Here is a 23,069-nt window from a genome sequence, read left to right on the forward strand (position 1 = left end):
ATTGAAATGACAACATTTGCAGACTCTCATTTTTTTAAGCGCTATCGCTCAGCTATTTTATACATCGGCCTGATCTTCTTTTTGATACTCAGCATCCCGTATGACCCCAATCTTTTTACGGGGAGTTCATTTGCTGACTTGTTTTCATTGGAGAACTGGTTTGGATTGGCGACTTACCGCACTTCTTTTATCGCCGAAAGCCCTTTCGTCGGTAGCGATGTGCGCGGATACTACAACTGGGCAATTGCTCTGGCCCTCGCGCTATTGTTATTTTGGGCCTTTGGCCGTAAAATCAGGCAGAATTTTCAGGCCGATGACGATCGTGTATTTTACTGGCTCCGCGTGCTGTTGCGTTATCGTTTAGCATTGGCCATTACTTTTATAGGTCTTGTCAAAATCATCCCTATACAACTTCCCGAGCCGACCATTAGCGAGTTGCATACCGAATACGGTGATTTCCTGCTCTGGAAGCTCTATTACCTGACCAACGGCATTGCAACCGCGGGATATTTACCGGTAATTGGTGCGCTAGAGATTGTGGGTGGACTCTTTTTACTGAACCGCCGTACAGCAATCATCGGTTCGGGATTACTCATCGCTTTATTGCTTAATGTCGTGATCGTTAATTATGTATACGAGATCGGTGAACAGGTCTATAGTTCGTTTTTACTATTGCTTGCGGTCGTTATCTTCTCGTACGACTGGCCCCGTTTTTATCAGCTTTTGATTAAAAAGGCAGCAACTATTCCCGATGGGTTTTGGCCTGTCTATGGCCGCAGAGTCGCGGGGATTCGCCCTTATCTGCAAGCCTTGTTTCTGCTGCTGATCGCCGTATTTAGCGTGCAGGCTTACCTGAGCTGGAAGAATTCCGATTACCCATTCCCCGATGAAAAGGGATTGGAAGGAGCAGCAGGCGTATACGATGTAAAAGACTTCGTCTGGAAAGGCGATACTATTCCATATTCGCTAACCGATACATTGCGATGGAAGGATGTGGTTTTTGAAAAATGGAATACGCTCAGTATCCGTGGAAACCGTTCTGTAAAGGTCGATAGCCTCAAACCGCGTATCGCCTTCAATCGCGAGCGTAACTACGAATACCTGGGCAATGGTGGGCGAGAATTCTTTGGCTATACGAGCAAGCAGGGAACTGATAAGAGCACAACCACAATCAAACTTACCGGAAAAGTGAGTAAAGGCTACACTTTTGCCTTTATTGTCAAAAGACCCGACAAACGGACAGTTTTACTTGATGGAGTCAATCAGCTGGGCGACTCATTGCATGTACGGCTGGAGAAAGTGAACAAGAAATATCTGTTGCATGAAGGCCGCAGAAAACCGATCCGTATTTATTAACGATTCAAATTTAGACTAAGTTTATGGCAACGATTCAATATTTGGAAAGCATTCCTACCAGCCAGCAGGAGCAGGGTTGGAAGTACTGGGAGAAAGTAGGATTTAGATTTACTTTTATTTTCTTTATCCTGATGGTGGTACCCCTGGATTGGGAATGGTACGAAAAAGTTTTTAAACCCGAATCATTATATGATTGGATGGCAACGATCGCCGGTGGGTCGCGCACGGGTTGGATAGAAATAGACAGCGAAAGTGGCAAATGGGGGTTTGCATCGTATACGTCTTGGTGGCTCAATGGCCTGATTGCTGTGCTGGGTGCTTCCATCTGGACGATATTGGCCCGAAATAGTAAGGTGCAACGCTATGATGCGCTGTACTATTGGTTGCGGGTATTGGTACGCTACCGCATTGCACTGGGGCTGATCGCCTTCGGATTTATCAAGTTCTTTCCCATGCAGATGCCATTTCCATCTCTTGCCAATCTGAATACCGATATCGGTGAATATGCCCCCTTTAAGTTGTATTGGCAAATCGTCGGTGTATCCTATAAATATGAGATCTTTTTAGGCTTTTTGGAGATAGCGGCGGGAAGCCTGCTCTTCTTTCGGCCCACGGTCGTAATAGGAGCCATTATCAATGCTGGAGTCCTCTTTAACATTGCCCATGCCAATATTGCCTACGATGGCGCAGTTCATGTATACAGTTCATATTTTGTATTGCTTTCCCTTTTTCTATTGCTGCAGTATCTGCCTGCGATCTGGAAGCTTTTTATTCTGCGCGAACCAGTAAGCACCTATTACTATGTGCCCAAGTTTGTCAGGAAGTGGAATAAGCCATTTTATTTTGGCCTAAAGGCGACCATTGTAGTCCTGTTTATTTTCGTTTACGGCTTTTATCGCTATGAGCGATTCTATGATGAAGGGCGTCTAAAGGAGCCTGTACTTCCTGGACTGGCAAAAGCTGCAGGACATTATGAGGTTTCTAGTTTTCTGCTGAATGGAAAGTCTCAGGCTTATTCACCTGCCGATTCAGTACGTTGGCATGAGGCCTTTTTTGAGCGTTATTCGACCTTGGTCTACAAGGTCAATAAAGCCAATTCGATCGACCTTGGCAATGGTACCCCGGCTTTAAATGATGTGCTCAAAACTTACGAGTTTACAGGCCGGGCCGGAGGGAAGAGCTACCTCTACTATGAAATAGATTCGACAGAACACGCACTGTATCTGATCGATAAAAATCAGAAATTCAGCAAGGAACAACGTAAAAAACTAGATGAAAAACTAGATGTGGGACTGAAAGCGCTGTATGGAAAAGCGCAGGGTGATAGCCTGCATGTGCTGAAATGGGCTTACGAACGACCAACAGCGGAACAGATCAAACTCAAAGGGCTGGATGCTAGTGGTAATAACCTCGAAATTACCCTCAATCGCGTCAAAGAATCCTATCTCACCGGTAAAGAATGGTATATGAAAAATACACTATTTACCTACTAATTGTCTAAAAAAAAGAATGTTATGAATAGAAGATCATTTATCCACCGTTCAGCTGTCCTTTTTACCCTTGCTTCGGCAGGTCAGGGGGTATCCTGTTTTGGAAATACCAATAATTTAGCGAATGGCTACAGCATCAGGCAGTTCGAAGATGAAGGCCTGGCACAGTTTTCCTATGCGATCTTGGCCGATAAGAAAATTGTGCTTGTGGACCCGGCCCGTGATCCAAGGCCCTATTACGCTTATGCAAAGGAGCAGGGAGCGAAAATTATCGCGGTTGTGGAAACACATCCGCATGCTGATTTTGTGAGTTCCCATCTGGAGATCCATCAGGATTTGAAAGTTCCGGTTTATGTCAGCAAGCTTGTCCGTGCGACCTATCCCCACCATACTTTTGACGATGGCGATACATTAAAGATTTCGGACCACATTGTGTTGCATGCCATCAATACAGCCGGACATTCACCAGATAGCATATCTGTTTTGTTAAAAGAAAATGGTCGCGATGTGGCGATCTTTTCGGGGGATGCGGTATTGATTGGTGGAGTTGGAAGGCCCGATCTGCGCGAGTACTCGGGAGAACAGGCTACGCAGCGCGAAAAACTGGCGCGGCAGCTCTACCATACCGTTCATGATATCTATGCAACGTTAGGCAATCAGGTGCTTTTGTATCCGGCACATGGCGCTGGATCACTTTGCGGAAATGCAATAAAGGGTGCTAAGCAAAGTACCATTGGCGCGGAAAGAGCCCACAACTTGGCCTTTCAGCAAAAATCGGAAGAAGCGTTTGTTCAGCAGATTCTAGCAGATCGTCCGCCTGTACCGATCTACTTCCCTTATAATGTAGCATTGAATCGTAGGGGAGCAAAACCATTATTAGCTTCTTTGTCTGGTATTTCAGTGGTTTCGGCAGCAGCGGTGCCTCATGCACAGAGCACTGTCCTCGATACCCGCCCCGCTTCAGAATTTAGGGCGTCACATTTTCCGGAGGCCATTAATATTCCCGAACGTAGTAAGTCAGAATCTTGGGTAGGAACTTTTATTGAACCGAAAGAAGGTTTTTATCTCGCCGTAGATACCAAGGAACAGGGGAAGGTGCAGCTCGAAAAGCTGGCCAAAATTGGCTATGAGCAGTTTGTTAAAGGTATCGTGTTGTATGGGGATTTCGCGGGGCAGCCTTCGACAGCTTTTGATCAGACCGCTTTTGATAGGGCGCAAGATCAATATTTTATAGTGGATGTACGTACGGCCGAGGAAGCTAAGACTGGGCCAGTATTCAAAGGGGCTCATAACATTCCGCTGGCCGAATTGAAGGCGCATATTGCCGAGCTACCAGTGGATAAACCTATCGTTGTGCACTGCGCTTCGGGTTATCGCTCGGCCATTGCAAGCAGCCTCATCAGTGAATGGGTGCCAAAAGCGCAGGTCTGGGATATCGGTGAACATATTAAAAGCTATAAGCAATCGGTGAATTAACAAGAGGATTACACTTAAATGCATACATGATATGAAAGATTTAAAATTATTGGCTAGCATGTTATTAGCAGTGGTGGTGTTGCTCAATGTGACCAACTGCCAATCCAGGCAGGATACGAAGGAAGCCGTAAAAAATAGTCAGGTTTCATTTAAAAAGCAAGAAGGAGTTCGCTTTAAGCAGGAACTTGAAAGCCTGAATAAAACGAACAAAGTGCCGGTACAAATTCCTGACAATCCGCGGATCGTCTATGCGACCGAACAGGATGTGTTGGAGCTGGACAACGGTATTGTCCTTTTTGGATGGCCCAGTTGTCCATGGTTTCGGAATGCCATAACGCCGCTGCTGGAATTTGCCCAGGAGGAGAAGGCGGCTATTTATTACCTCAATATTCACGATATCCGGGATCTTAAGGAGAAAGATAAGGAAGGTAAAGTGATCACGACCAAGGCCGGGAGCCCGGGTTATGAAGCTATTTTGGCAAAATTTCACGATGTCCTAAATCCTTATACAGCTGTGGGGATTGATTCCATTAAACGGATTTCTTCGCCGACGGTATTATTTATTGAAAAAGGTAAAGGCGTGCATAAGGTTGTTTCTACGGTTGTATCACAGACCGATCCGAAAATCAAGCTTGATAGTACGCAGCGACAGGAGTTAAAGCAACGGTATCGCGCCTATTTTTCGGATGAACATATTATATAAATGATATTTCTTATAAAGTTGTTTGATAGGATTGTATATGAGTTCTAAAGATGGGTGCGGCCCGGAAAATAAATCCTTTCAATGCAGGTAAAAGTTTGTATCCAAGGGCATAAGTTATAGTAAGGGAATCAGTAGCTGAAAAAGCCATAAGGATACATGGTGTACACATTATAGTAAATTAAATGGATAACATATGAAAAAAATAATCAATCTTGGACTTTTAGCGTTTGTTTTAACGACATTTACAGTCTCCTGCGGATCTGCAGGTAAAAAAAAGGATAATAGCAAATCGTTGTCCGATTCTACTTCGTCAAAGCGCTCAAAAAAGGAACAACCCAATACAGGCTGCGACTAGGAGTGATTAAAAACTAGCTTATGCGAAAATTTGATGCAATTATTATTGGCTCGGGACCAAATGGACTTGCTGCAGCGATTACCTTTCAGCAGCAAGGGCTGAGCACGTTGCTTATTGAGGGTGCCGATACAATCGGTGGGGGAATGCGAACCAAGGAACTTACAATTCCGGGTTTCAAACATGATGTCTGTTCGGCGATTCATCCCATGGCTATGGCATCGCCATTTTTCAGGAGTTTACCTTTGGAAGCATTTGGGCTATCTTTTGTTAAGCCTGAGTATGCGGCAGCACACCCATTGGACGAAGGGGAAACGGGAATTCTTTACCATAGTCTTGCCGAAACGGTAGAGGGTTTGGGAGCAGATGGCGAAAGTTATCGTAAGCTGGTGGAAAAGGTCGTGACACATTGGGAGCGCCTTGCGGCAGATATTATGGGGCCATTATCCTTTCCGAAGCATCCTTTGTCTTTAGCCTCGTTTGGGCTGGATGCACTTCAGCCGGCAAGCTGGACAGCAAAGCGCTTTACTTCCGTGCAGGCACAGGCTTTATGGGCAGGGATGGCGGCTCATGGAATTCAGCCCCTAGACAACTGGACAACTTCTGCAATTGCCATTGTGCTTGCGGCGGTAGGCAACAAATATGGCTGGCAGATACCGATTGGCGGCTCGCAATCCATTGCCAATGCGCTGTTAGGCTATTATCAATCGTTGGGTGGGGAGATCCAAACGGGCTTTTGGGTAGAGGATGTTCGCGATCTACCATCCCATAAAGTCCTACTCTGTGATATCACGCCCAAGCAGTTGTTGCAGCTCAAAGGTATAGGTCTTGCTAGCGGCTACCGCAGACGCCTCGAAGGCTTTAGGCAGGGAATGGGGGTATTTAAAGTCGATTGGGCATTATCAGAAAAGACGCCTTTTAAAGATCTGCGTTGTCAGCAGGCCGCTACAGTACATTTGGGAAATACCTACGCCGAAATTGCCGAAGGCGAGCAGCGGAGCCATCTTGGGAAGAAAGTGGATAAGCCTTTTGTGCTGTTTGCGCAACAGAGTGCGTTTGATTCCAGTCGTGCTCCCGAAGGCAAGCATACGGGATGGGCGTATTGCCATGTTCCTAATGGGAGCAGGGTCGATTATACTGAAGCTATCGAAAATCAGATTGAGCGCTTTGCGCCGGGTTTTAAAGAAACCATTCTGGCCAAGCATACCTTTTCTCCTACGGAGCTCGAAGAGTACAATCCCAATTACATCGGTGGTGATATCAATGGCGGTATTATGGATATTTCGCAGCTGTACAGTAGGCCCATTTTGGCTCTAAATCCGTACCGAACCTCGGTCGACACGATTTATCTCTGTTCATCATCGACGTCTCCGGGTGGTGGGGTGCATGGCATGTGTGGTTATCATGCTGCACGGACAGCGCTCAAGGAACACTTCGGTTTGCTGTTGTAAACCGCGCCGAATAAGTATTTCCTTATCCGCCTCTATTTGTGGCCCCTGTGGCCACATGCACAAAATTTATCGATATTTAAGATAAATTAATAGAAATATTTACGAATTATTCGTAGTTTTAATAGGTAAATTAAAGCTACATAGAATACATGAAAGCGATATATTCCTTACGTACACTCATCTTTCTCTTCTGTTTGTGGAGCCTGCCGCTTCAGGCTCAAAACGTCACCGACATTTTAGAAAAATCCAAATGGGCACTCGACAAAAAAGAAGTAATAAACTACAATTACAGACTGGCAATAAACTATGCTTCGGAAAATTACAACTACACGCTGGAAGGGAATACCTATTTGGATTTTAGGACAAAGGACAATCCGCTAGGTCTGGCTTTCCAATTCGAGAATGCACAGAGCCATATCGTGTATAATGGATCGGAGTCTTTTGAGCTTAATCTCCTTGACAAGACAAGTGTGCTAAAACGTCATCCCCAAAAAAGCGAGCTGGGGCGTTTTACCTTTTTGAACATGAGTCTGTTGACCTGGAAAAATGTGCTTCCCCTTATTATCACTTCGACCGATATCCAAAAGACTTTTGTTGACAGTCCGAATTCTATATGCTATGCGATACGAATCGGGATGGGGCAGCGGGATATTGATCAATTAGGAAATGTGAATGCCCTCACCGCGAAAAGAAATATGAGCTATACCGTGCTGTTGGATAAAAAAAGTTACCTTCCTGTCGAAATTATTCAGGAAAATGATGTGCTTAAAGGCGATTTTGTCAGAACACAGTTTAGTAATAATGATTTAGCTCAAGCTCCGGCCGAACGCTCCTGGTATTATTCCAGTTATCCCGGATATAAGATAAAAGATCCGAAGGTGCAGGTCTCGTTGGTTACGGGTGAAATTGCTCCAAAATGGCAATTACCGCTGGTTTTAGGCTCTAGATCAATCAAGCTCGATTCTCTTCAGGGCAATTACGTGCTACTTGAATTTTGGATAAAGAACTGCGGCTATTGTATTGAAGCGGTTCCACTCTTGAATGAAATACAGCAGAGTTATGTAGATAAGGGGTTAAAGGTGATCGCTATAAATGCTGCCGATCGTGAAGCGGATATCCAAAGCTTCCTTCGTCGAAATAAACCTGTATACCCCAGTGTATGGGATAGGGATGGTAAAATCGGCGAACTTTATGGCGTCAGTGGATACCCACAAGCTTTTCTTTTGGATAAAGAAGGTCGACTGTTATTCCAGGGAGCTACAAATTCTGCTGAATTGCAAGCTGTACTTGCCCGGTTGCCACGGAATAAGTGATTTTAGCCGTTTTTTTATTTTTCTGCAGCATAAAGTCTTTAGAAAAAAATAAGCTAATGGCTGTGAGTTTCTAATTTCGGCAGTATTTTTGCTATATAGGGCTACGAAAACACCCCAAATAATATGTTGCATTAGGCCAAGATAATTTCTTGGCCTTTTGTATGTAATTCCCCCTTTAGTATGTAGACAATATCCCAGGTTGATACTTATGATGGCAATATCGGTTTCGATGTTGCTTTTTCTATCGCTAAATACTAAATAAGAAGAAATAAATCGATAAGAAGAAATAAATCGGTGCGTACGGCAAGTATAAACTTAGGAAAGACACTTTGGCCGGGGTAAGCTGGGCTCCTGAGGCAATAAAATGCCTACCAAGCTATGATGCCGAAAAAGGAAACTTTAACACAGGTCAGGCAAAAGTTCATCTTGCCATCGCAGGGCGAACTATAGATGGATGGTATCCGATGGGTAAAGTTGATGTGTTATAAAGAGAATGATGTGTAACCACTTGTTTATATTAGTTTAGTTAATTATCTTATCTATATAGTTTTATGTTTTTAATTATTGGGTATTGTGTCAGTTTGTCAGCCGTATAAGTAGGTACTCAATAGACTTTACAGAATATTGTAATTCCAGAAAATAGCGTTTGTAAATAGGGGTTATTTTACACTTTTCTATAGTAGAATGCGGTCACTTTGTGCATTATCTTGACGAATGGGATAAAGGGCCGGCCCATTTCGTTGTTTTTGTGTGCTGAACGCCTCAATTTAGCTTTAGTGAGGATGGATTAGGATCTGGTTTTTGCCGTGGAAATGTCGATGGTGCGCTGTTATTTTATACAGATGTCGGCCTGGCTCCATTCGGAAAATCATGAGCCATACAGCAAATAAGTTGGAGTTTTTTTGTTTTTGATAAATACGCTAATTATTTATATACAGTGTTTTGTATATTTTATATCGATTAAAAGTATAGGTGTTATTTTGCCTTATAAAGGCCGCAATGGTGTCTATGAAAAGACGATGTGTGGGATGAAAGGATGAAATGATTGTGGAAAAAAATCCATAAATTAGGGGAACTAAACAAGCTGTTTTATGAATGTAAAATTTATTCTAAAAGCTTTCTTATTATTTGCCCTTTGCCTGATCCATGTAATCGGTCATACGCAAGAAAGCAACAACAATAAAAAATTGTGGGCAAAATCAATTTTGAATCAAAAGGCGCCAAAACTTGAGGTCGAGCAGTGGCTTACAGATGCGCCTGATACAAAGGGTAAGTTTATCCTTATTGATTTTTGGGCTACTTGGTGTGGTCCCTGCCGGAAAGTAATTCCTGAACTCAATGAATGGCATAAGAAGTATGGTGATAAACTTGTGATCATTGGCCTTTCAGATGAAAAAGCAGAGGTCATTAAAAAGGCGAAGGAGATTAAAATAGATTATTTCTCAGCGATCGATACGAAAGCGAAGTTGAAGAAACAGCTCGAAGTACAGGGAATCCCACACTGTATTTTAGTAGATCCGGATGGCATTGTACGCTGGGAGGGTTTTCCGACGTTAGAGGGGCATGAGCTCACCGATGATGTTGTTGCTGATATCATCAGAAAGTATTCCAGAAAGCGCGGGAGATTCAAAGATAGCAGTCCATATTTTCTGCGACAGGAAGAAGTGATGTTGGCTGGATTGTAAAAAGTCTTTCATGTGCCAGACCGATAAATCGTCCGATTTTTTGCGGTACTTGGGTATGAAATGGATAAAAAAAGTGTAACGGTTGCCCGTTACACTTCGCAAGAAGATAAATAAATTATCTTCTTGTGTGTTTACTTAATTATGCGATACGTACGTTAACTGCATTAACGCCTTTTTTACCGTTTTCTACATCAAATGTTACACTGTCATTTTCACGTACTTCGTTGATTAAACCAGATACGTGTACGAAAATGTCGTCTCCACCACCAGCAGGCGTAATAAAACCAAAACCTTTTGTTTGGTTGAAGAATTTAATAGTTCCTTCTTGCATTGTTTTATAAATTATATTAAAGTAATCTGTACTGCACTATTGTGATAAATGAATATGAACAATAGTTAATCGATTTTTTGCAAGAAATAGGATCTGATTTTAATGATCTTGGATTGACTCAAGTCCAAAAAGGTCTTTACCTCCGTTTTGCTAACAAAAAAGCTTCTGAAAATGCGAAAACTGAGTGTTAAGTATAACTTGACGATTTCAGATAAGCAAAGGCGGAGCCGATTATAATACAAATTTAAGTATAAAATATTGATATATACAGTGTTTTGTTATTTTTTATGAAATAAATCCTATGCAGGCTCTGTGTTAGCATAATAGCTACACGATGTAGTCGCAAAATTACATTAAACCCGATAAGTAAAAGCATTGATATTCATACCGGCGCCAACAGACGCAAATAGGATGATATCGCCTTCTTGTAGGGATTGATTGTCTATCTTCCCACGGGCAATGAGGTCATAGAGGGTAGGAATGGTTGCCACGCTGCTATTTCCTAATGTATGGATGGTCATTGGCATAATATCGGGCGGGGGTACTGTACCGTATAGTGCATAAAATCTCATCAGAATGGCTTCGTCCATCTTCTCGTTGGCCTGGTGGATCAGTATTTTTTTGATTGCCGTGATATCGATATGCGCTTTTTGGAGGCAAGCCTGCATGGCTAAAGGAACTTTGCTGAGTGCAAACTCATAGATTTTGCGTCCTTTCATTTTAATATACCGTATATCAGGGTCCTGCTCTTGTTGATAAGAGCTTCCGAAATTGATATAGTTCGCTTCCTCAAGCGCATAAGTTGCGCTCTCATGTGATAGGAGCCCTTGCTCTGTCGTAGTGGCTTCGATGATTACAGCGCCAGCGCCATCCGCATAGATCATCGAATCTCTGTCAAAAGGATCTATAACACGGGAAAGCGTTTCTGCGCCAATGACCATACAGCGCTTTGCCATACCTGATTTTATGAAAGCGTTGGCATGCAATACGCCTTCGTTCCAACCAGGACAGCCAAATAGTAGATCATAAGCCACACATTTTGGATTGCTGATCCCGAGCTTTTTCTTCACCCTGCTTGCTAAACTGGGTACAGTATCCGATTGGATTTTGCCAGATTGCACATCGCCATAATTATGTGCAACAATAATATAGTCCAATGTTTCAGCAGCTATACCGGCGTCTTCAATGGCACGTTGACCAGCTAGGAAAGCAAGGTCTGAAGCCACTTGGTCAGGATCGGCGTAACGGCGTTCCTCAATGCCGGTGATTGCCTTAAATTTTTCAATGACAGAAGCCGGCTCCTTGAACGGCAGCCCATTTTCATCCAAAAAAAGATGGTTGGCGAAGTCTGTATTGGCTATTTTGTGGGATGGAATATAACTGCCAGAACCGATAAATCTAATGTTCATAATTGTTTCTCCGTACGTATTGTGTATAAATATATTTCGACGATCATCCCCTTATGCTATGCTGATTCCTTATGGTCGTATACATTCACATTTCTAGCGGCTTATTTCCTTCTCAGCCTTAATTTACTAAATATTATCGGGATGGCGCTAATTTTCTTTCTCACACCAGTCCAGCAGTGGCTTGTATAAGCTCTGAATATCTTTCGGGTTATTGTCTTTATACAGGCGGAACAATTCGGCGTTAAATTCATCTGCTTTGGGAAATCCTTTTTTATTGACCATCATATCGTTGACGTTTTCAACAATCTGGCCAAAAAGATCATGATCATTTCCAAACTTATCGTAACAATATAAGATGAAAAGCCCCCAGGTTAAATACTCATCAAATACTTTTACCGGACTTGGATAATGAACTGTACTTTTGTTTTCTCTATCGACCCATAAGTCCCTATTATTGAATATGGTATCAATCTGTTTTTTGTTTTTTTCGCTCAATGGACCTACGTAGTTGTGGTCTATCTCCGTAAAAATAATGCGTGTATTGAGTGCTTTTTTGAATTTGGGACTCCAGGATTCGTCTTCGCGGAGGGTGGGTAAAAAAAGCAAAATTTCTTTGAAACCTTTGTACTTGAAGGTGTGGGTCGCATTCATCCCGGCAATCAGGGGGGAAGTCAATACACGATAGCTATTGATTGTATAATCGAACTTCTTTTCTAACCATTCTTTTTGCTCGGCAATGGAAGCATACTCCTGATATGCTGTACGAAGGCTGTCGTAATAGCCTTGATGCTCTTTGTAGAATGTCCGGTATCCACTCTGTCTGGCGAATTCTTCCAGGTCGTTTTTGAAAGCGGGGATAGGATTTGATTTCACTTGATAGTTTCCAACTCCTCTTGCTGGAAAAATATAGATGTTTGTAGGTACTAATTGGTCGTTTTTGAACTTAAAGCCATATACATTGGCCGCTAAGAGGAAATAGTTGGTTAGATTCGCTCGCAGCTGCTGGTCAAATTTCTTTACGATAGGGAGATTGGAAAATGGGGTGAAATGCGCTTTGACCTCTTCAAAATACGCCGTATTCTGCTTGGTCATATTTGGATTTTCCTTACCAAAGTCAGTTATCGCAAAGATAATATAGATGAGTTCCTGTGCCTCATTAATTTCAACAGTTGTCTTACCGTCGTTTTGGGCAATATAGGCTTTGCTAAAATCGACGTCTTTTTCTTGGCAGATGGCCAGGTTAGCTAGTAATACAAAGCATATTAAAATAAAAAAGATATTCCTTTTCATCGTATCGTTATTTCATATAATTATTGATAAGACATGTTGCTGATAGCGTAACGTTTTACCGGTTATGGTCATGTCTGATTGGGGATTTCACTATGAAATGAAATATTCCCGACTGCAATTATAGGGAGTTTTCTGCTTGTTTTATAATAAAATTTGTACAATCAGAAATGAATTCTGCTAATTGAAGAGGTTATATATTCAATTTGTTTAATTTAATATTGATCTTAACTTAATACTGAGGAAACCTTGTGCTTTTATTTTTGACAGCGCAATGGAACACATTCAGCCTATCAAATCTTCCAATCAGAAAAGTTTCAATCTCGTATACGAAAAGTACCATCGACAGATTTACGGTTTTGTACTCAAGCGTACGCAATCGGATTATATTGCAGAGGAGGTAACGCAGCTGACCTTTATCAAACTCTGGAACCAAAGGGAGAAGCTCGACGAGCAGCTCAGTATTCTGTTGCAGCTTTTCGGTATGGCGCGGCAAGTCATGATCGATCTGCTGCGCAAGGAGGCTACACGTTTCAAATACGAAGGGCAGACAGCAGTGACACCTTTTACCGATAGTCTGATCCGGGCAATTGAAAATAAAGACCTTTTGCGTATGATGGAAAAAGATATCCAGAATATGCCGACGATGCGTCGGAAGGTCTTTGAACTGAGCCGTAAAGAAGGTCTTTCCCATAAAGAGATTGCCGCTCAATTTTCAATTTCCACAAAAACCGTGGAACAGCATATTAGTAAAGCACTTCTTCAACTCAAACAACATCTCTATTCCATTATGCTATAAGTCCTTTATGTTAAGTATCGGCGCCCTTTATTAAATAATTGTTAAGAACTAAGGGATGTCGTGCTGGCCTGCGTAATAGGAGTATGAAGCATGATAAAAAGCAGCATCAGATCAAAAAGAAGATCTGGAAAATGCCCTTCCTCGTGAACGAACTTTTCAAGGACGAAGATTGGGAGAAATTTGATAGCACAGCAATGGAGGAGCCTGTGCCTACTGAAACGATGAAAACGCTTATACAGGCTGCCATTCAAAATCAGGAAAAAGCGCAGGATCGAAAGGCATTACATCGGTATCGGTTGGTAAAGCTACTGCGATACAGTGCCGCAGCTGCAGTTCTCTTTTTCTTTTCCTTCCATTTTGTTACCTGGTGGACAAAAGATTCAGTTGTACAGCCAGATGCTCAGCGGTCCACTGCTAAACCAGTTATAGCGCATCAAGATACAGTCTGGACTTCAATAGAAAATAAAAATCCCTATAGTATAACGCTGGATCTACCCGATGGATCCCATGTGCGGTTGTTCGCACAAAGCCATATTCGCTATGTAAAAAATTTTGTTGCCAATGCCCGTGATATTGAACTTAGCGGTAAAGCCTACTTTGATGTAGCATCGGATCCGAAACGCCCATTTTCGGTGTTTGCCAGCGGGACTAAAACAACGGCGCTTGGTACATCCTTTACCATTAATACCAAATTGAAGCGTCAGGCTATGACTGTGGCATTACATACAGGTAAGGTGCTTGTATCCTCGCTTACAAACGGTTTCAAACAGATTTTTTTAGCTGACCCGGGCCAAAAGCTGACGGTTGATTCACGAGGTGCAACAAGAATGGAAGCCGTCAATAAAAAACAGCCATTGAACATGCCTGATCTGTCTGCCCCGGATTTGTTAAATCTGAAAAATACACCGATGCCTGCTGTGTTAAAGGCGTTAGAAACAGCATTTGAAAAACAGATCCATTTGGGTGACAAGGGTATTGCCGCCATCCATTATACAGGTGAGATTGATGTACATCACGATTCATTGAAGGATATCTTGACAACAATCTGCTTGATCAATGAATTGCGCTTTGTCGCCAATGCGGATGGAAGTTATACGCTATACAAACAGGAAAATACAATTACTGAACATCTAAACAACTAACAGATATGCTCAACAAGAAAAATCCACAAAAAAAGAACCTGCTTATTTTTGCGTTGCTTTCCGCTGGACTTACCCATGTACATGCGCAGCAGCAACAAGTGAAAGGAGCTGTACAAAATGAAAAGGGCGAGTTTCTCCCTGGAGTCAGCGTTAAGGCCATTCAGGATAATGGAGGTCCAAGTGTGACCACCAGTACAAATAGCCAGGGGCTATTCCATTTTCAGAATTTAGTAGAACATGCAGGCTATCGATTTGTGTTTTCGGCGGTAGGATTTCAGTCCGATACGTTATCGGGTTATGTCGTTGAAGCAAGAAAGCCTTTGTCGTTGAGTGTGAAGCTTCAGCAGAGTGCGGTTAAACTGGATGAGGTCGTCATTGGCTATGGCCGTGTATCCAGAAAGGACCTGACGAGTTCCATCAGCACCATCAAAGCAGAAGATGCGAACGTCGGCGTATTTACTTCGCCAGCACAGATGCTGCAGGGGAAAGTTGCCGGCCTGACGATTTCGAGCAACAACAGTAATCCCAATGCTACGCCTTCCGTTAGTCTCCGGGGAGCTTCAACGCTACGTAGTGGTGAAGCGATGGAACCCTACTATGTGATCGATGGGGTCCCGGGCGCTTCGCTGGCTTTGGTAGCGCCCGATGATATAGCCTCTATTGACGTGCTTCGTGATGCCTCAGCGACCGCAATTTATGGTTCAAAAGCGGCCAATGGCGTTATTATCGTTACAACGAAGCGTGGAAAATCAGGGCAGACCAATATCAATTACAACGGCTATCTGGCGATCGATAAAGTGGCTAAGCATTATGAGATGATGAATGCAGCGCAATACCGGTCTTATGTCAATGATAATGGATTTTCGATGGAACCAACGGACGACTTGGGGGCAGATACCGATTGGCAAAGAGCTGTTGAGCGAACAGGGATATCGAACAACCATAATATATCCATTCTTGGAGGTGCAGAAAAAACACAGTATAGCATTAGTCTCAATACCATCAAAAACAATGGCGTTATCAAAGGGACTGATATGGGGCGGCAGATTGCTCGAGCGTTTTTGCAGACCAAGGCGCTGAATAATCGGCTGACGGCTTCTTTCAATATCAACGCAAGTATCACCAAGCAGAATGATGTGCTTGCTTTGGATCAGGGACTCAGCGTGTATGATGCGATGTACTATTACCTGCCTGTATCGCCGGTCCGAAATACCGATGGTTCCTGGTTTGAAAAAGCCGACCGTTCGCAATATGCCAATCCACTTTCCTTAATTGAAGAGAATACAAATTTTTCTAAAACTAAGGTGCTCCAAGCGCATGCGAAACTGGGCTATGAGATCTTGCCCGGGTTAACCTATAATATTGATCTTTCGCTGCAAAATAGGCAGTTTAACAATGCTCAGTACTACTCCATGTTTTCGATGGCAGCACGTGGTCAGAATGGTAAATCTATCCGTGCCGCGGTAGAAGATGAACGGAAAGTGATGGAAATGAACCTGAGTTATGAAAGGACATTCGCCGGAAAACATAAGGTAGCTGCACTGGCAGGTTATTCATGGGAGGAGAACAACAATAACGATGGCTTTCAATTGACGACTTCCGATTATTACAGTGATGATTTGAGTTATTATAATCCGGGTATGGCCAATGTAGTTGATTTGTTGGGCTTTGGGAACTATTATCTTTCCACCTTGCGTATGATATCTGTTTATGGTCGTGTGAATTATGCCTATAATAACAAGTATCTCCTACAGGCGACGGTAAGACGCGACGGTTCCTCGGCTTTCGGAACCAACAATCGTTGGGCGACATTTCCTTCGGTGTCTGCAGCGTGGCGCCTTTCGGAGGAATCATTCATCCGTGAAACCGGAATTTTTGATGACTTAAAGCTGCGTGCAGGTTTCGGGGTGAGTGGCAACTCATTGGGCTTTGACGCATTTACAGCGCAGTCTGTACGTGGTGCCTCATCCAAGTTTTTCGATTATGTAAGTGCCGATGGTCAGGTAAGCCCATTACGTACTTTGATGGTGCTACGCAATAGCAATCCGAACCTCAAATGGGAAACAACCAGTATGATTAATCTAGGCCTGGATTTCGGGTTTCTAAAAAATCGTCTGACAGGGTCTTTGGAGGTCTATAAAAAGAAAACAAGTGACCTGATTTATGATTATCAGGTAAGCAAATCGAAATATATTTATCCAACGCTGACTGCCAATGTTGGTGAAATTGAGAACAAAGGGATTGAACTGAGTCTGAATGCAAAGGCCATTGATAAAGAGGATTTCAAATGGAATACCGGATTGGTGCTGTCGCACAATACCAATAAGGTGGTGAGCATTGCCAACGAGCAGTTTACGCAGGATTATATCGAATTGTCGGATCTCGGTGGGGCTGGGCAGACCAATGTATTTCAGCAGAGGCTGACACCGGGAGCACCTATAGGTCAGTTTTATACCTGGGAATGGGCAGGCTACAACGATGAAGGGGTGTCGGTATTCTATACCAGAGATGAGAAAACGGGCGAGCGTACAGGCGAAACAACCACAACGCCACAGAAGAAAGATCAGGCTGTGACGGGAAGTCCACAGCCCAAGTTGACACTGGGTTGGAACAATAGCTTTTCATATAAGAATTTTTCTTTAAATGGAATGTTCCAAGGTGCTTTTGGACAGAAAATTATGAACGCTACCCGAGCGCGCCATTCAAACGTTGTTGGTAATGCAGGGCAAAAAAACGTGCTTGCCAGCGTTGTGGAAACCGAGCGCATGACGGATATCAATGCACATTACCTATCGGATCGTTACCTGGAGAATGGAAGCTATCTACGCTTGGCTTATGTTACGTTGGCCTATACGATACCGATGAAAAATATACCGATTAAAAACCTAAGAGTATATGCAACGATGAACAACGTATTTGTGCTGACGAAATATAAAGGTATTGATCCCGAGGTGGGCTTGGGAGGCCTAACACCGGGAATTGATAACCGTCAGACCTACCCACGGACGCGAACGTTTATGTTTGGCCTTAACTTTAATTTATAAGACAGACCTGTGGGATGGAAAACTTCTTATCGAAACAATCCTGTTGACATAAATGGTGCATGCCACATGGCCTATAGAACAAGAACTAATGTATATGAAACCAACACTATTAATTCGTTTATTAACCTTATCAGCATTGAGTTTTTCGCTGGGATCTTGTACCGATCTGGATGTTGATATAAAATCACAGCTGACGGAATTTCCGGATTCGGAACGTGCAGCCGAGGCAATTCTTGCCGATGTATATGCCGCCTATCGTGGCGCAATGGGGCGCGATCATTGGATGGTGCAAACACTCTCGGCAGATGAAGCAGTGAGTGTTTCCATGGGAACAGACTGGTTTGATGGCGGTCGATACCGTGAATTCCATCTGCACAATTGGAACGCAGACAATGGCCTCTTGCCAAGTATCTGGAACGATGCTTCCACTGGAATCACCTTAGCCAATAATGCCATCGCATTATTCGGGGAAGATAAAGAAAAGTTGACTGCACCTGCCCGCGCAATCCGTGCTTATTATTATTTTATACTGATGGATAATTTTGGCGCCGCACCGTTGATCACAGGGCCTGTTGATGCTGTCCCCGCACGTTCAAGCCGTGCTGAAATTTGCCGTTTTATTGAGGCCGAATTGCTTGCGGTGAAGGATTTGTTACCGACCACAGTTTCTGTAGCAACCTATGGAAAAGCGACGAAATATATGGCCGAAGCATTGCTGGCTAAGTTGTATCTCAACTGGGCTGTTTATACGGCTACGGACGTAGCCAATTACAATCCAAGTGCACAAAATGAAAAGTTAAATGATGTGGTTGCGATGTGCGACCAGATTATTTCCTCAGGACAGTTTAACCTGACAAGCCACAAGTTTATGGCCAAGTTTCGCCCCGATAATGGCTATCAGGTAAAGGATTTTATATTTGCCATACCCTATGATCGTGAAAAACAGCAGGGTATGACTTATTCGCGCTTCTGGATACATCGCAGTGCCCAAAATCAGTTTGCAACATTGCCTCAAAGTGTTGGGGGGACTTTTCGTGTATTACCGAGCTATTTGGAGAAATTTAATCTGGCAGGCGACGAAAGGAATGCCTCATACATCGGCGGTAAGCAATATTACTGGTCAAATTATACAGAAGATAAGACTCGACCTTTTCTGATCAGAACTTCCAAACGCGGCATAGATCAGGATTATAATGCTGCGGATGCAGATGCGCAGTTTGATTGGCAACTGGAGACCACTAAAGAAATTACTTTGCGTTCGGATGGTGCGGCCACACTGAATGTAGGTAACGACCAAAAGGGGCGCTCAATGGGGTACAGATCCATTAAGTTTTATATGGACGTAGCCGTTACATCAGCCAATCAGCGTAATCAGAGCAATGATGTACCTGTATTTCGCTATGCCGATATCCTGTTGATGAAAGCGGAGGCTATACTCCGTGGGGCTACAGCGACCAATGGTCAGACCGCACAATCTTTGGTTAATCAGATCCGAGCCTATGTTAATGCACCTGTGCTCACGGCTGCCCCAAGTCTGCAGGATGTGTTGGATGAGCGGGCACGTGAGTTTGCTGATGAATCCTGGCGTAGAAATGACCTGATCCGTTACGGAAAATTTGAAGATAACTGGGGATTCCGATCGCTGTATCCTGCCGGCATGAGCGAGAAGTTCCGTCGTATTTTTCCCGTACCAACAACTGTATTAAACGTAAACACCCACTGGCAACAAAATCCTGGTTATTAAAATCTATTGATGAAACGCAGAACTTTTATGAAAAATTCCCTGGGCACGGCGATTACAGCCGGCCTGGGCGGAATTACGCTCAGTAGTTTCGGTCTGACAAAACCTACGCAACTTGAAAGCGAAGATATACAACAGCTTTTGAAACCCAAAGATGCCTATGATCTTCATTTTATGGCTGTAGGCGACTGGGGACGCAATGGTGCCGACCATCAGTTGGCTGTAGCGGGACAGATGGGCCAATGGGCCGATCAGCATCCCAATGACTTTATCATTTCTACCGGTGATAATTTTTACCCTTCCGGAGTGGTCAGTGAACATGATCCCCTGTGGCATTATTCGTTTGAAAATATCTATACCGCATTTTCGCTGCAATGGGACTGGTATCCCATTTTGGGAAACCACGATTATAAATCAGATCCCGATGCACAGGTACGTTATAGTACGATCAGCAGACGTTGGAAGATGCCTGCGCGTTATTACAGCAAGACATTTGCACTTAAGGATGGAAAAAAAGTACTGATGGCCTTTATCGATACTAATCCGATGATTCCTGAATTTTACAGTAACAGCGAGTATGGGCCACATGTTGCGGGACAGCAACCTGAGAAACAGCTGGCCTGGCTAGATCAGCTACTGGAAAACTCGGATGCCCATTGGAAAATTGTCGTCGGTCATCATCCCCTGTATACGGCGGGGCCGCGGACGACGAATTACGACACCCTGGCAGTTCGAAAAGTCTTGGAGTCTATCTTTGAAAAGCGGGGAGTAGATATCTACCTTTCAGGACATGAACATTCGCTGCAGCACTTAAAAGTGGAAGGCAAGAAGTTTCATCAGTTTATCTCAGGGGCAGGATCAGAGGTAACGCCTGTAAAAACCGATCTGCCGTATAGTCGTTTTGCGAAAGATCAATACGGGTTTTTCTCTTTCTCGATCAGTAGCGAAGAAATAGCTTGTCAGGTGATCAGCCATGAGGGGATGGAGCTTTATCGGACAGTGGTTACAAAAGTATAAGGTAAGAGGGCAGGCGGTATGGAGCAGATTCGTACCTGCTTCGTACCTTATTCGGATGCGATACAGATATTGTACAGTTGCTGAACAGCTATCGTACAGACCCTGAACAGGAATTACCTGGTCGGAATTTGGTCAATAGTGGTTACCAGATTGTCGAGCTCCGAAGGTGGTCCGAACACAATACGAACACAACCCGAATACATTGGCGCTCAAGGTAAAAAAACAGACTAGTCTGGGCTAAAAAAGCGGATTGGATTGAAAAAGGTCTGATTGGATAGAAGCATTCATCTGACGCATTTTTTGCGCGTCAGATGAATGCTTCATACGTTGTGTTAAATAGATATGCTGCAGGACTTCGCTGCGAAAAAGAATACAGCGAGCCATACGAGTCCTTTGGCCAGAAAGAAGAGAAATGCTCCAATTCCGGCACGCTTAAGCCATTTAGATTTGTTGTCTTTTTGCTCCATTTATGGGATTAAACACGAACACTCCAATTTTAGTTTGCACTGGCAATAGGAGTGAATACTTCGCCAAAGTTATAAAAAGTTTGGTTAGCAATCTCTACTGCGCGATCGTAAGTTGCCGGATCTTCTGAATATTTGTTTAATACCGTTGTAAATCCAGCCCACATCTCACGGCTATTTTCGCCATAACCTTCAAAAAAAGAAGTTCCTTTGGTAACGCCATATTTGTTGAGCATCTGCACGATATACGGACCACCCATGATTGAACCTTCTAAAACATATAATGATGCAAGTGCTTCCTGTACATTTGCTACAGCTGGAGCATTTGCTTCTGGCAGGTTATCTACGTTTCCACCTAAAGCTTCGATATCGCTTTTGATGTAAGATGAGTTGCGGCGTTCGGCCAAATCTGGCAATACTTCTGCGGTAACAAAAGGAGCGATACTATCTTCTACGGCGCGGAAATAAGCATAAAAGCCTTTCAATACTTCTGCGTAATCTGCTTCTGAACGAATATTTTTCAATTGGCGCACGATCGTTCCTTCTACGTTTTGGTGAGCTGCGTGCGTTTGCTCTTTGATATGTTGACTTAACATGTTCTTATTTTTATTTATAACGATTCTATACAAAGATTCGTATTTATTTCCACAAATTTATGCTGTTTTCTGCTTTATCATCTATGAAAAATGGTTTTAATTTAAACATAAGTATGACAAAGTCCGGCTGCAATAAGTTTCTTACTTTAACCTAAAGTTTGTTTTAAGCAAGCGGTCTTCTAACGTTGTGACCGGAAAATAAGTCGTGGATGAAATTGCTGTGAGATTTTCATCTTTTGTAATGTCCTTTAGCGCTGTTGCAAGCCAGGCTTCCTTTGGATCCCAGGGATGGCGGGAGGTTTCTACCGGAGCTAAGGCCAGGTCGACGGGTATTCCATCAAAATAATCACACCAGCCATTGGCATTCCGGATGAGAAACGAGGCCAGGTATACATCGAAATCTCCAATGTGGACTGAAAAAAAACCTACGGGTTTGCCAAAAGTCTGCTGACCAATCAGGCGTATCGGAATATAAGGTTTGAAACTGCTGATCAGGAGTTCGCTTGCCGAAGCCGTGCGTTCAGATACAATGCATGAAAGCTGCTGTAGTGAATTGAAATGTCCCTTTTTGATAAAGTAATGCGTATTGGCTTTTTCACTATAATCTACATCGGCGAGGGTGGCAGGGCGTCCTTTGTATTGGACCACTTTGCCATTTGCATCCAGATAGGGTTGTTTAAGGAGTAGTTTTGCTTTGCCTTGCTGTACATTCGGATGAAATTGCTCGCTGAACATAACTTTTTTATCCAGTTTGGCTGGGCTAATGAGGTTGGCTAAATATTCTGCGGTCTCCACATAACCGCCACCGTTATGACGTAGATCGAGGATGAGATGAGTAACTTGCTTTTGAGCCAGTTCGGCTGCAAGCTGATCCAGTTCGGCCTTTACTGTCTGGAGCTGGGGAAAGGAGGGAATGTAAACATAAGCAATCCGTTTTTTTCCCGCAGACCAGTAGGACAGGTGTGTAGCATACCTGTAGGGTGTTTCTATGCTGGCTATGTGACCACTACTTTTCTTGTCGTTACGACGACGCTCCAAATATGAATATTTGGGTTTATTCGGGATGGTAGACAATTCGTAAGGTCTATCTTTCTTGTGCAAAGCGTATTGGCTGAGGGCAAAAAGTGCCCGCTCATAAGCCGTTTGCTCGGGGTCTATCTGTGCATATTTCGTCCGCGGATCAAAAGTGGTATATGAAGGGAGAGATTCCTGCCAGCGGTATAGCTGTTTGGCATACAGGTAGATTGAGTCGAGAGTCAATTCTTTTTTTGTTCCTGTTTTTGGACTAATAAATTCATCGGGCAAAGTTGTTGTTTTACTGCCGTTCTGACAAGCTGTTATAGCAGTTATTATAACTAATAGACCAACTGTTTGGCTGATTCGACTCATTATATAATGTGCATTTTGTTCCTT

19 protein-coding genes are annotated in these 23,069 nt (G+C 43.4%); 13 read left to right on the forward strand and 6 right to left on the reverse strand.

The window, feature by feature from the left end:
- Positions 1-6 precede the first annotated feature (6 nt).
- The 8 genes from BV902_RS13625 to BV902_RS13655 all read left to right on the forward strand — a co-directional run bounded on the left by BV902_RS13625 (position 7) and on the right by BV902_RS13655 (position 9,826).
- Positions 7-1,356, forward strand: coding sequence for a hypothetical protein (locus tag BV902_RS13625; RefSeq protein WP_075992410.1), 1,350 nt, complete (start codon positions 7-9; stop codon positions 1,354-1,356).
- Positions 1,357-1,379: 23 nt separating this feature from the next.
- Entirely contained in the window at positions 1,380-2,849 is a 1,470-nt protein-coding gene (locus BV902_RS13630) for a hypothetical protein (protein ID WP_075992411.1), read from the forward strand.
- A 21-nt stretch (positions 2,850-2,870) separates the two neighbouring features.
- Complete coding sequence (locus BV902_RS13635) at positions 2,871-4,322, forward strand: MBL fold metallo-hydrolase (protein ID WP_075992412.1); 1,452 nt, start codon at positions 2,871-2,873, stop codon at positions 4,320-4,322.
- 31 nt (positions 4,323-4,353) lie between these two features.
- Positions 4,354-5,025 carry a hypothetical protein gene (locus BV902_RS13640; protein ID WP_075992413.1) on the forward strand — a complete coding sequence of 224 codons (672 nt, stop codon included), beginning with the start codon at positions 4,354-4,356 and terminating at the stop codon, positions 5,023-5,025.
- A gap of 193 nt (positions 5,026-5,218) precedes the next feature.
- Complete coding sequence (locus BV902_RS27335) at positions 5,219-5,380, forward strand: hypothetical protein (protein ID WP_153847574.1); 162 nt, start codon at positions 5,219-5,221, stop codon at positions 5,378-5,380.
- A gap of 20 nt (positions 5,381-5,400) precedes the next feature.
- Positions 5,401-6,828, forward strand: a complete 1,428-nt coding sequence (locus tag BV902_RS13645) for a phytoene desaturase family protein (protein ID WP_075992414.1) — start codon at positions 5,401-5,403, stop codon at positions 6,826-6,828.
- A gap of 149 nt (positions 6,829-6,977) precedes the next feature.
- Entirely contained in the window at positions 6,978-8,141 is a 1,164-nt protein-coding gene (locus BV902_RS13650) for a TlpA family protein disulfide reductase (protein WP_075992415.1), read from the forward strand.
- A 1,091-nt stretch (positions 8,142-9,232) separates the two neighbouring features.
- Entirely contained in the window at positions 9,233-9,826 is a 594-nt protein-coding gene (locus tag BV902_RS13655) for a TlpA family protein disulfide reductase (protein WP_075992416.1), read from the forward strand.
- Positions 9,827-9,965: 139 nt separating this feature from the next.
- On the opposite strand, the gene BV902_RS13660 is transcribed toward BV902_RS13655, so the two are convergent.
- The 3 genes from BV902_RS13660 to BV902_RS13670 all read right to left on the reverse strand — a co-directional run bounded on the left by BV902_RS13660 (position 9,966) and on the right by BV902_RS13670 (position 12,856).
- Positions 9,966-10,157 (reverse strand): cold-shock protein, encoded by a 192-nt coding sequence (locus tag BV902_RS13660; protein ID WP_070566486.1) that lies wholly within the window; start codon positions 10,155-10,157, stop codon positions 9,966-9,968.
- Positions 10,158-10,510: 353 nt separating this feature from the next.
- Positions 10,511-11,566, reverse strand: coding sequence for a 3-oxoacyl-ACP synthase III family protein (locus tag BV902_RS13665; RefSeq protein WP_075992417.1), 1,056 nt, complete (start codon positions 11,564-11,566; stop codon positions 10,511-10,513).
- Positions 11,567-11,713: 147 nt separating this feature from the next.
- A complete protein-coding gene (locus tag BV902_RS13670) occupies positions 11,714-12,856 on the reverse strand; it encodes a DUF4932 domain-containing protein (protein WP_075992418.1) in 1,143 nt (380 codons plus the stop codon).
- Positions 12,857-13,127: 271 nt separating this feature from the next.
- Here BV902_RS13670 and BV902_RS13675 point away from each other — a divergent pair, with 271 nt between their 5' ends.
- The 5 genes from BV902_RS13675 (at position 13,128) to BV902_RS13695 (ending at position 20,596) form a co-directional block, all read left to right on the forward strand.
- Entirely contained in the window at positions 13,128-13,652 is a 525-nt protein-coding gene (locus BV902_RS13675) for an RNA polymerase sigma factor (RefSeq protein ID WP_075992419.1), read from the forward strand.
- A gap of 83 nt (positions 13,653-13,735) precedes the next feature.
- Positions 13,736-14,794: a FecR family protein gene (locus BV902_RS13680; protein ID WP_075992420.1), complete on the forward strand. Its 1,059-nt coding sequence runs from the start codon at positions 13,736-13,738 to the stop codon at positions 14,792-14,794.
- A 5-nt stretch (positions 14,795-14,799) separates the two neighbouring features.
- A complete protein-coding gene (locus BV902_RS13685; protein WP_075992421.1) occupies positions 14,800-17,838 on the forward strand; it encodes a SusC/RagA family TonB-linked outer membrane protein in 3,039 nt (1,012 codons plus the stop codon).
- A gap of 94 nt (positions 17,839-17,932) precedes the next feature.
- Positions 17,933-19,582: a RagB/SusD family nutrient uptake outer membrane protein gene (locus BV902_RS13690; protein ID WP_075994769.1), complete on the forward strand. Its 1,650-nt coding sequence runs from the start codon at positions 17,933-17,935 to the stop codon at positions 19,580-19,582.
- Positions 19,583-19,591: 9 nt separating this feature from the next.
- A complete protein-coding gene (locus BV902_RS13695) occupies positions 19,592-20,596 on the forward strand; it encodes a metallophosphoesterase (protein WP_083663608.1) in 1,005 nt (334 codons plus the stop codon).
- A 332-nt stretch (positions 20,597-20,928) separates the two neighbouring features.
- Here the strand turns inward: BV902_RS13695 and BV902_RS28470 are convergent, their stop codons facing one another.
- The 3 genes from BV902_RS28470 to BV902_RS13705 form a co-directional block, all read right to left on the reverse strand.
- The gene (locus tag BV902_RS28470; protein WP_257786987.1) at positions 20,929-21,063 is read right to left on the reverse strand and encodes a hypothetical protein; all 135 of its coding nucleotides are present in this window, start codon (positions 21,061-21,063) and stop codon (positions 20,929-20,931) included.
- A 29-nt stretch (positions 21,064-21,092) separates the two neighbouring features.
- Entirely contained in the window at positions 21,093-21,656 is a 564-nt protein-coding gene (locus BV902_RS13700) for a biliverdin-producing heme oxygenase (protein ID WP_075992423.1), read from the reverse strand.
- A 141-nt stretch (positions 21,657-21,797) separates the two neighbouring features.
- Positions 21,798-23,045: a S41 family peptidase gene (locus BV902_RS13705; protein WP_075992424.1), complete on the reverse strand. Its 1,248-nt coding sequence runs from the start codon at positions 23,043-23,045 to the stop codon at positions 21,798-21,800.
- Positions 23,046-23,069 lie beyond the last annotated feature (24 nt).

Origin of the sequence: Sphingobacterium sp. B29 (genome assembly GCF_001952815.1) — a bacterium.
Classification (GTDB): domain Bacteria; phylum Bacteroidota; class Bacteroidia; order Sphingobacteriales; family Sphingobacteriaceae; genus Sphingobacterium; species Sphingobacterium siyangense.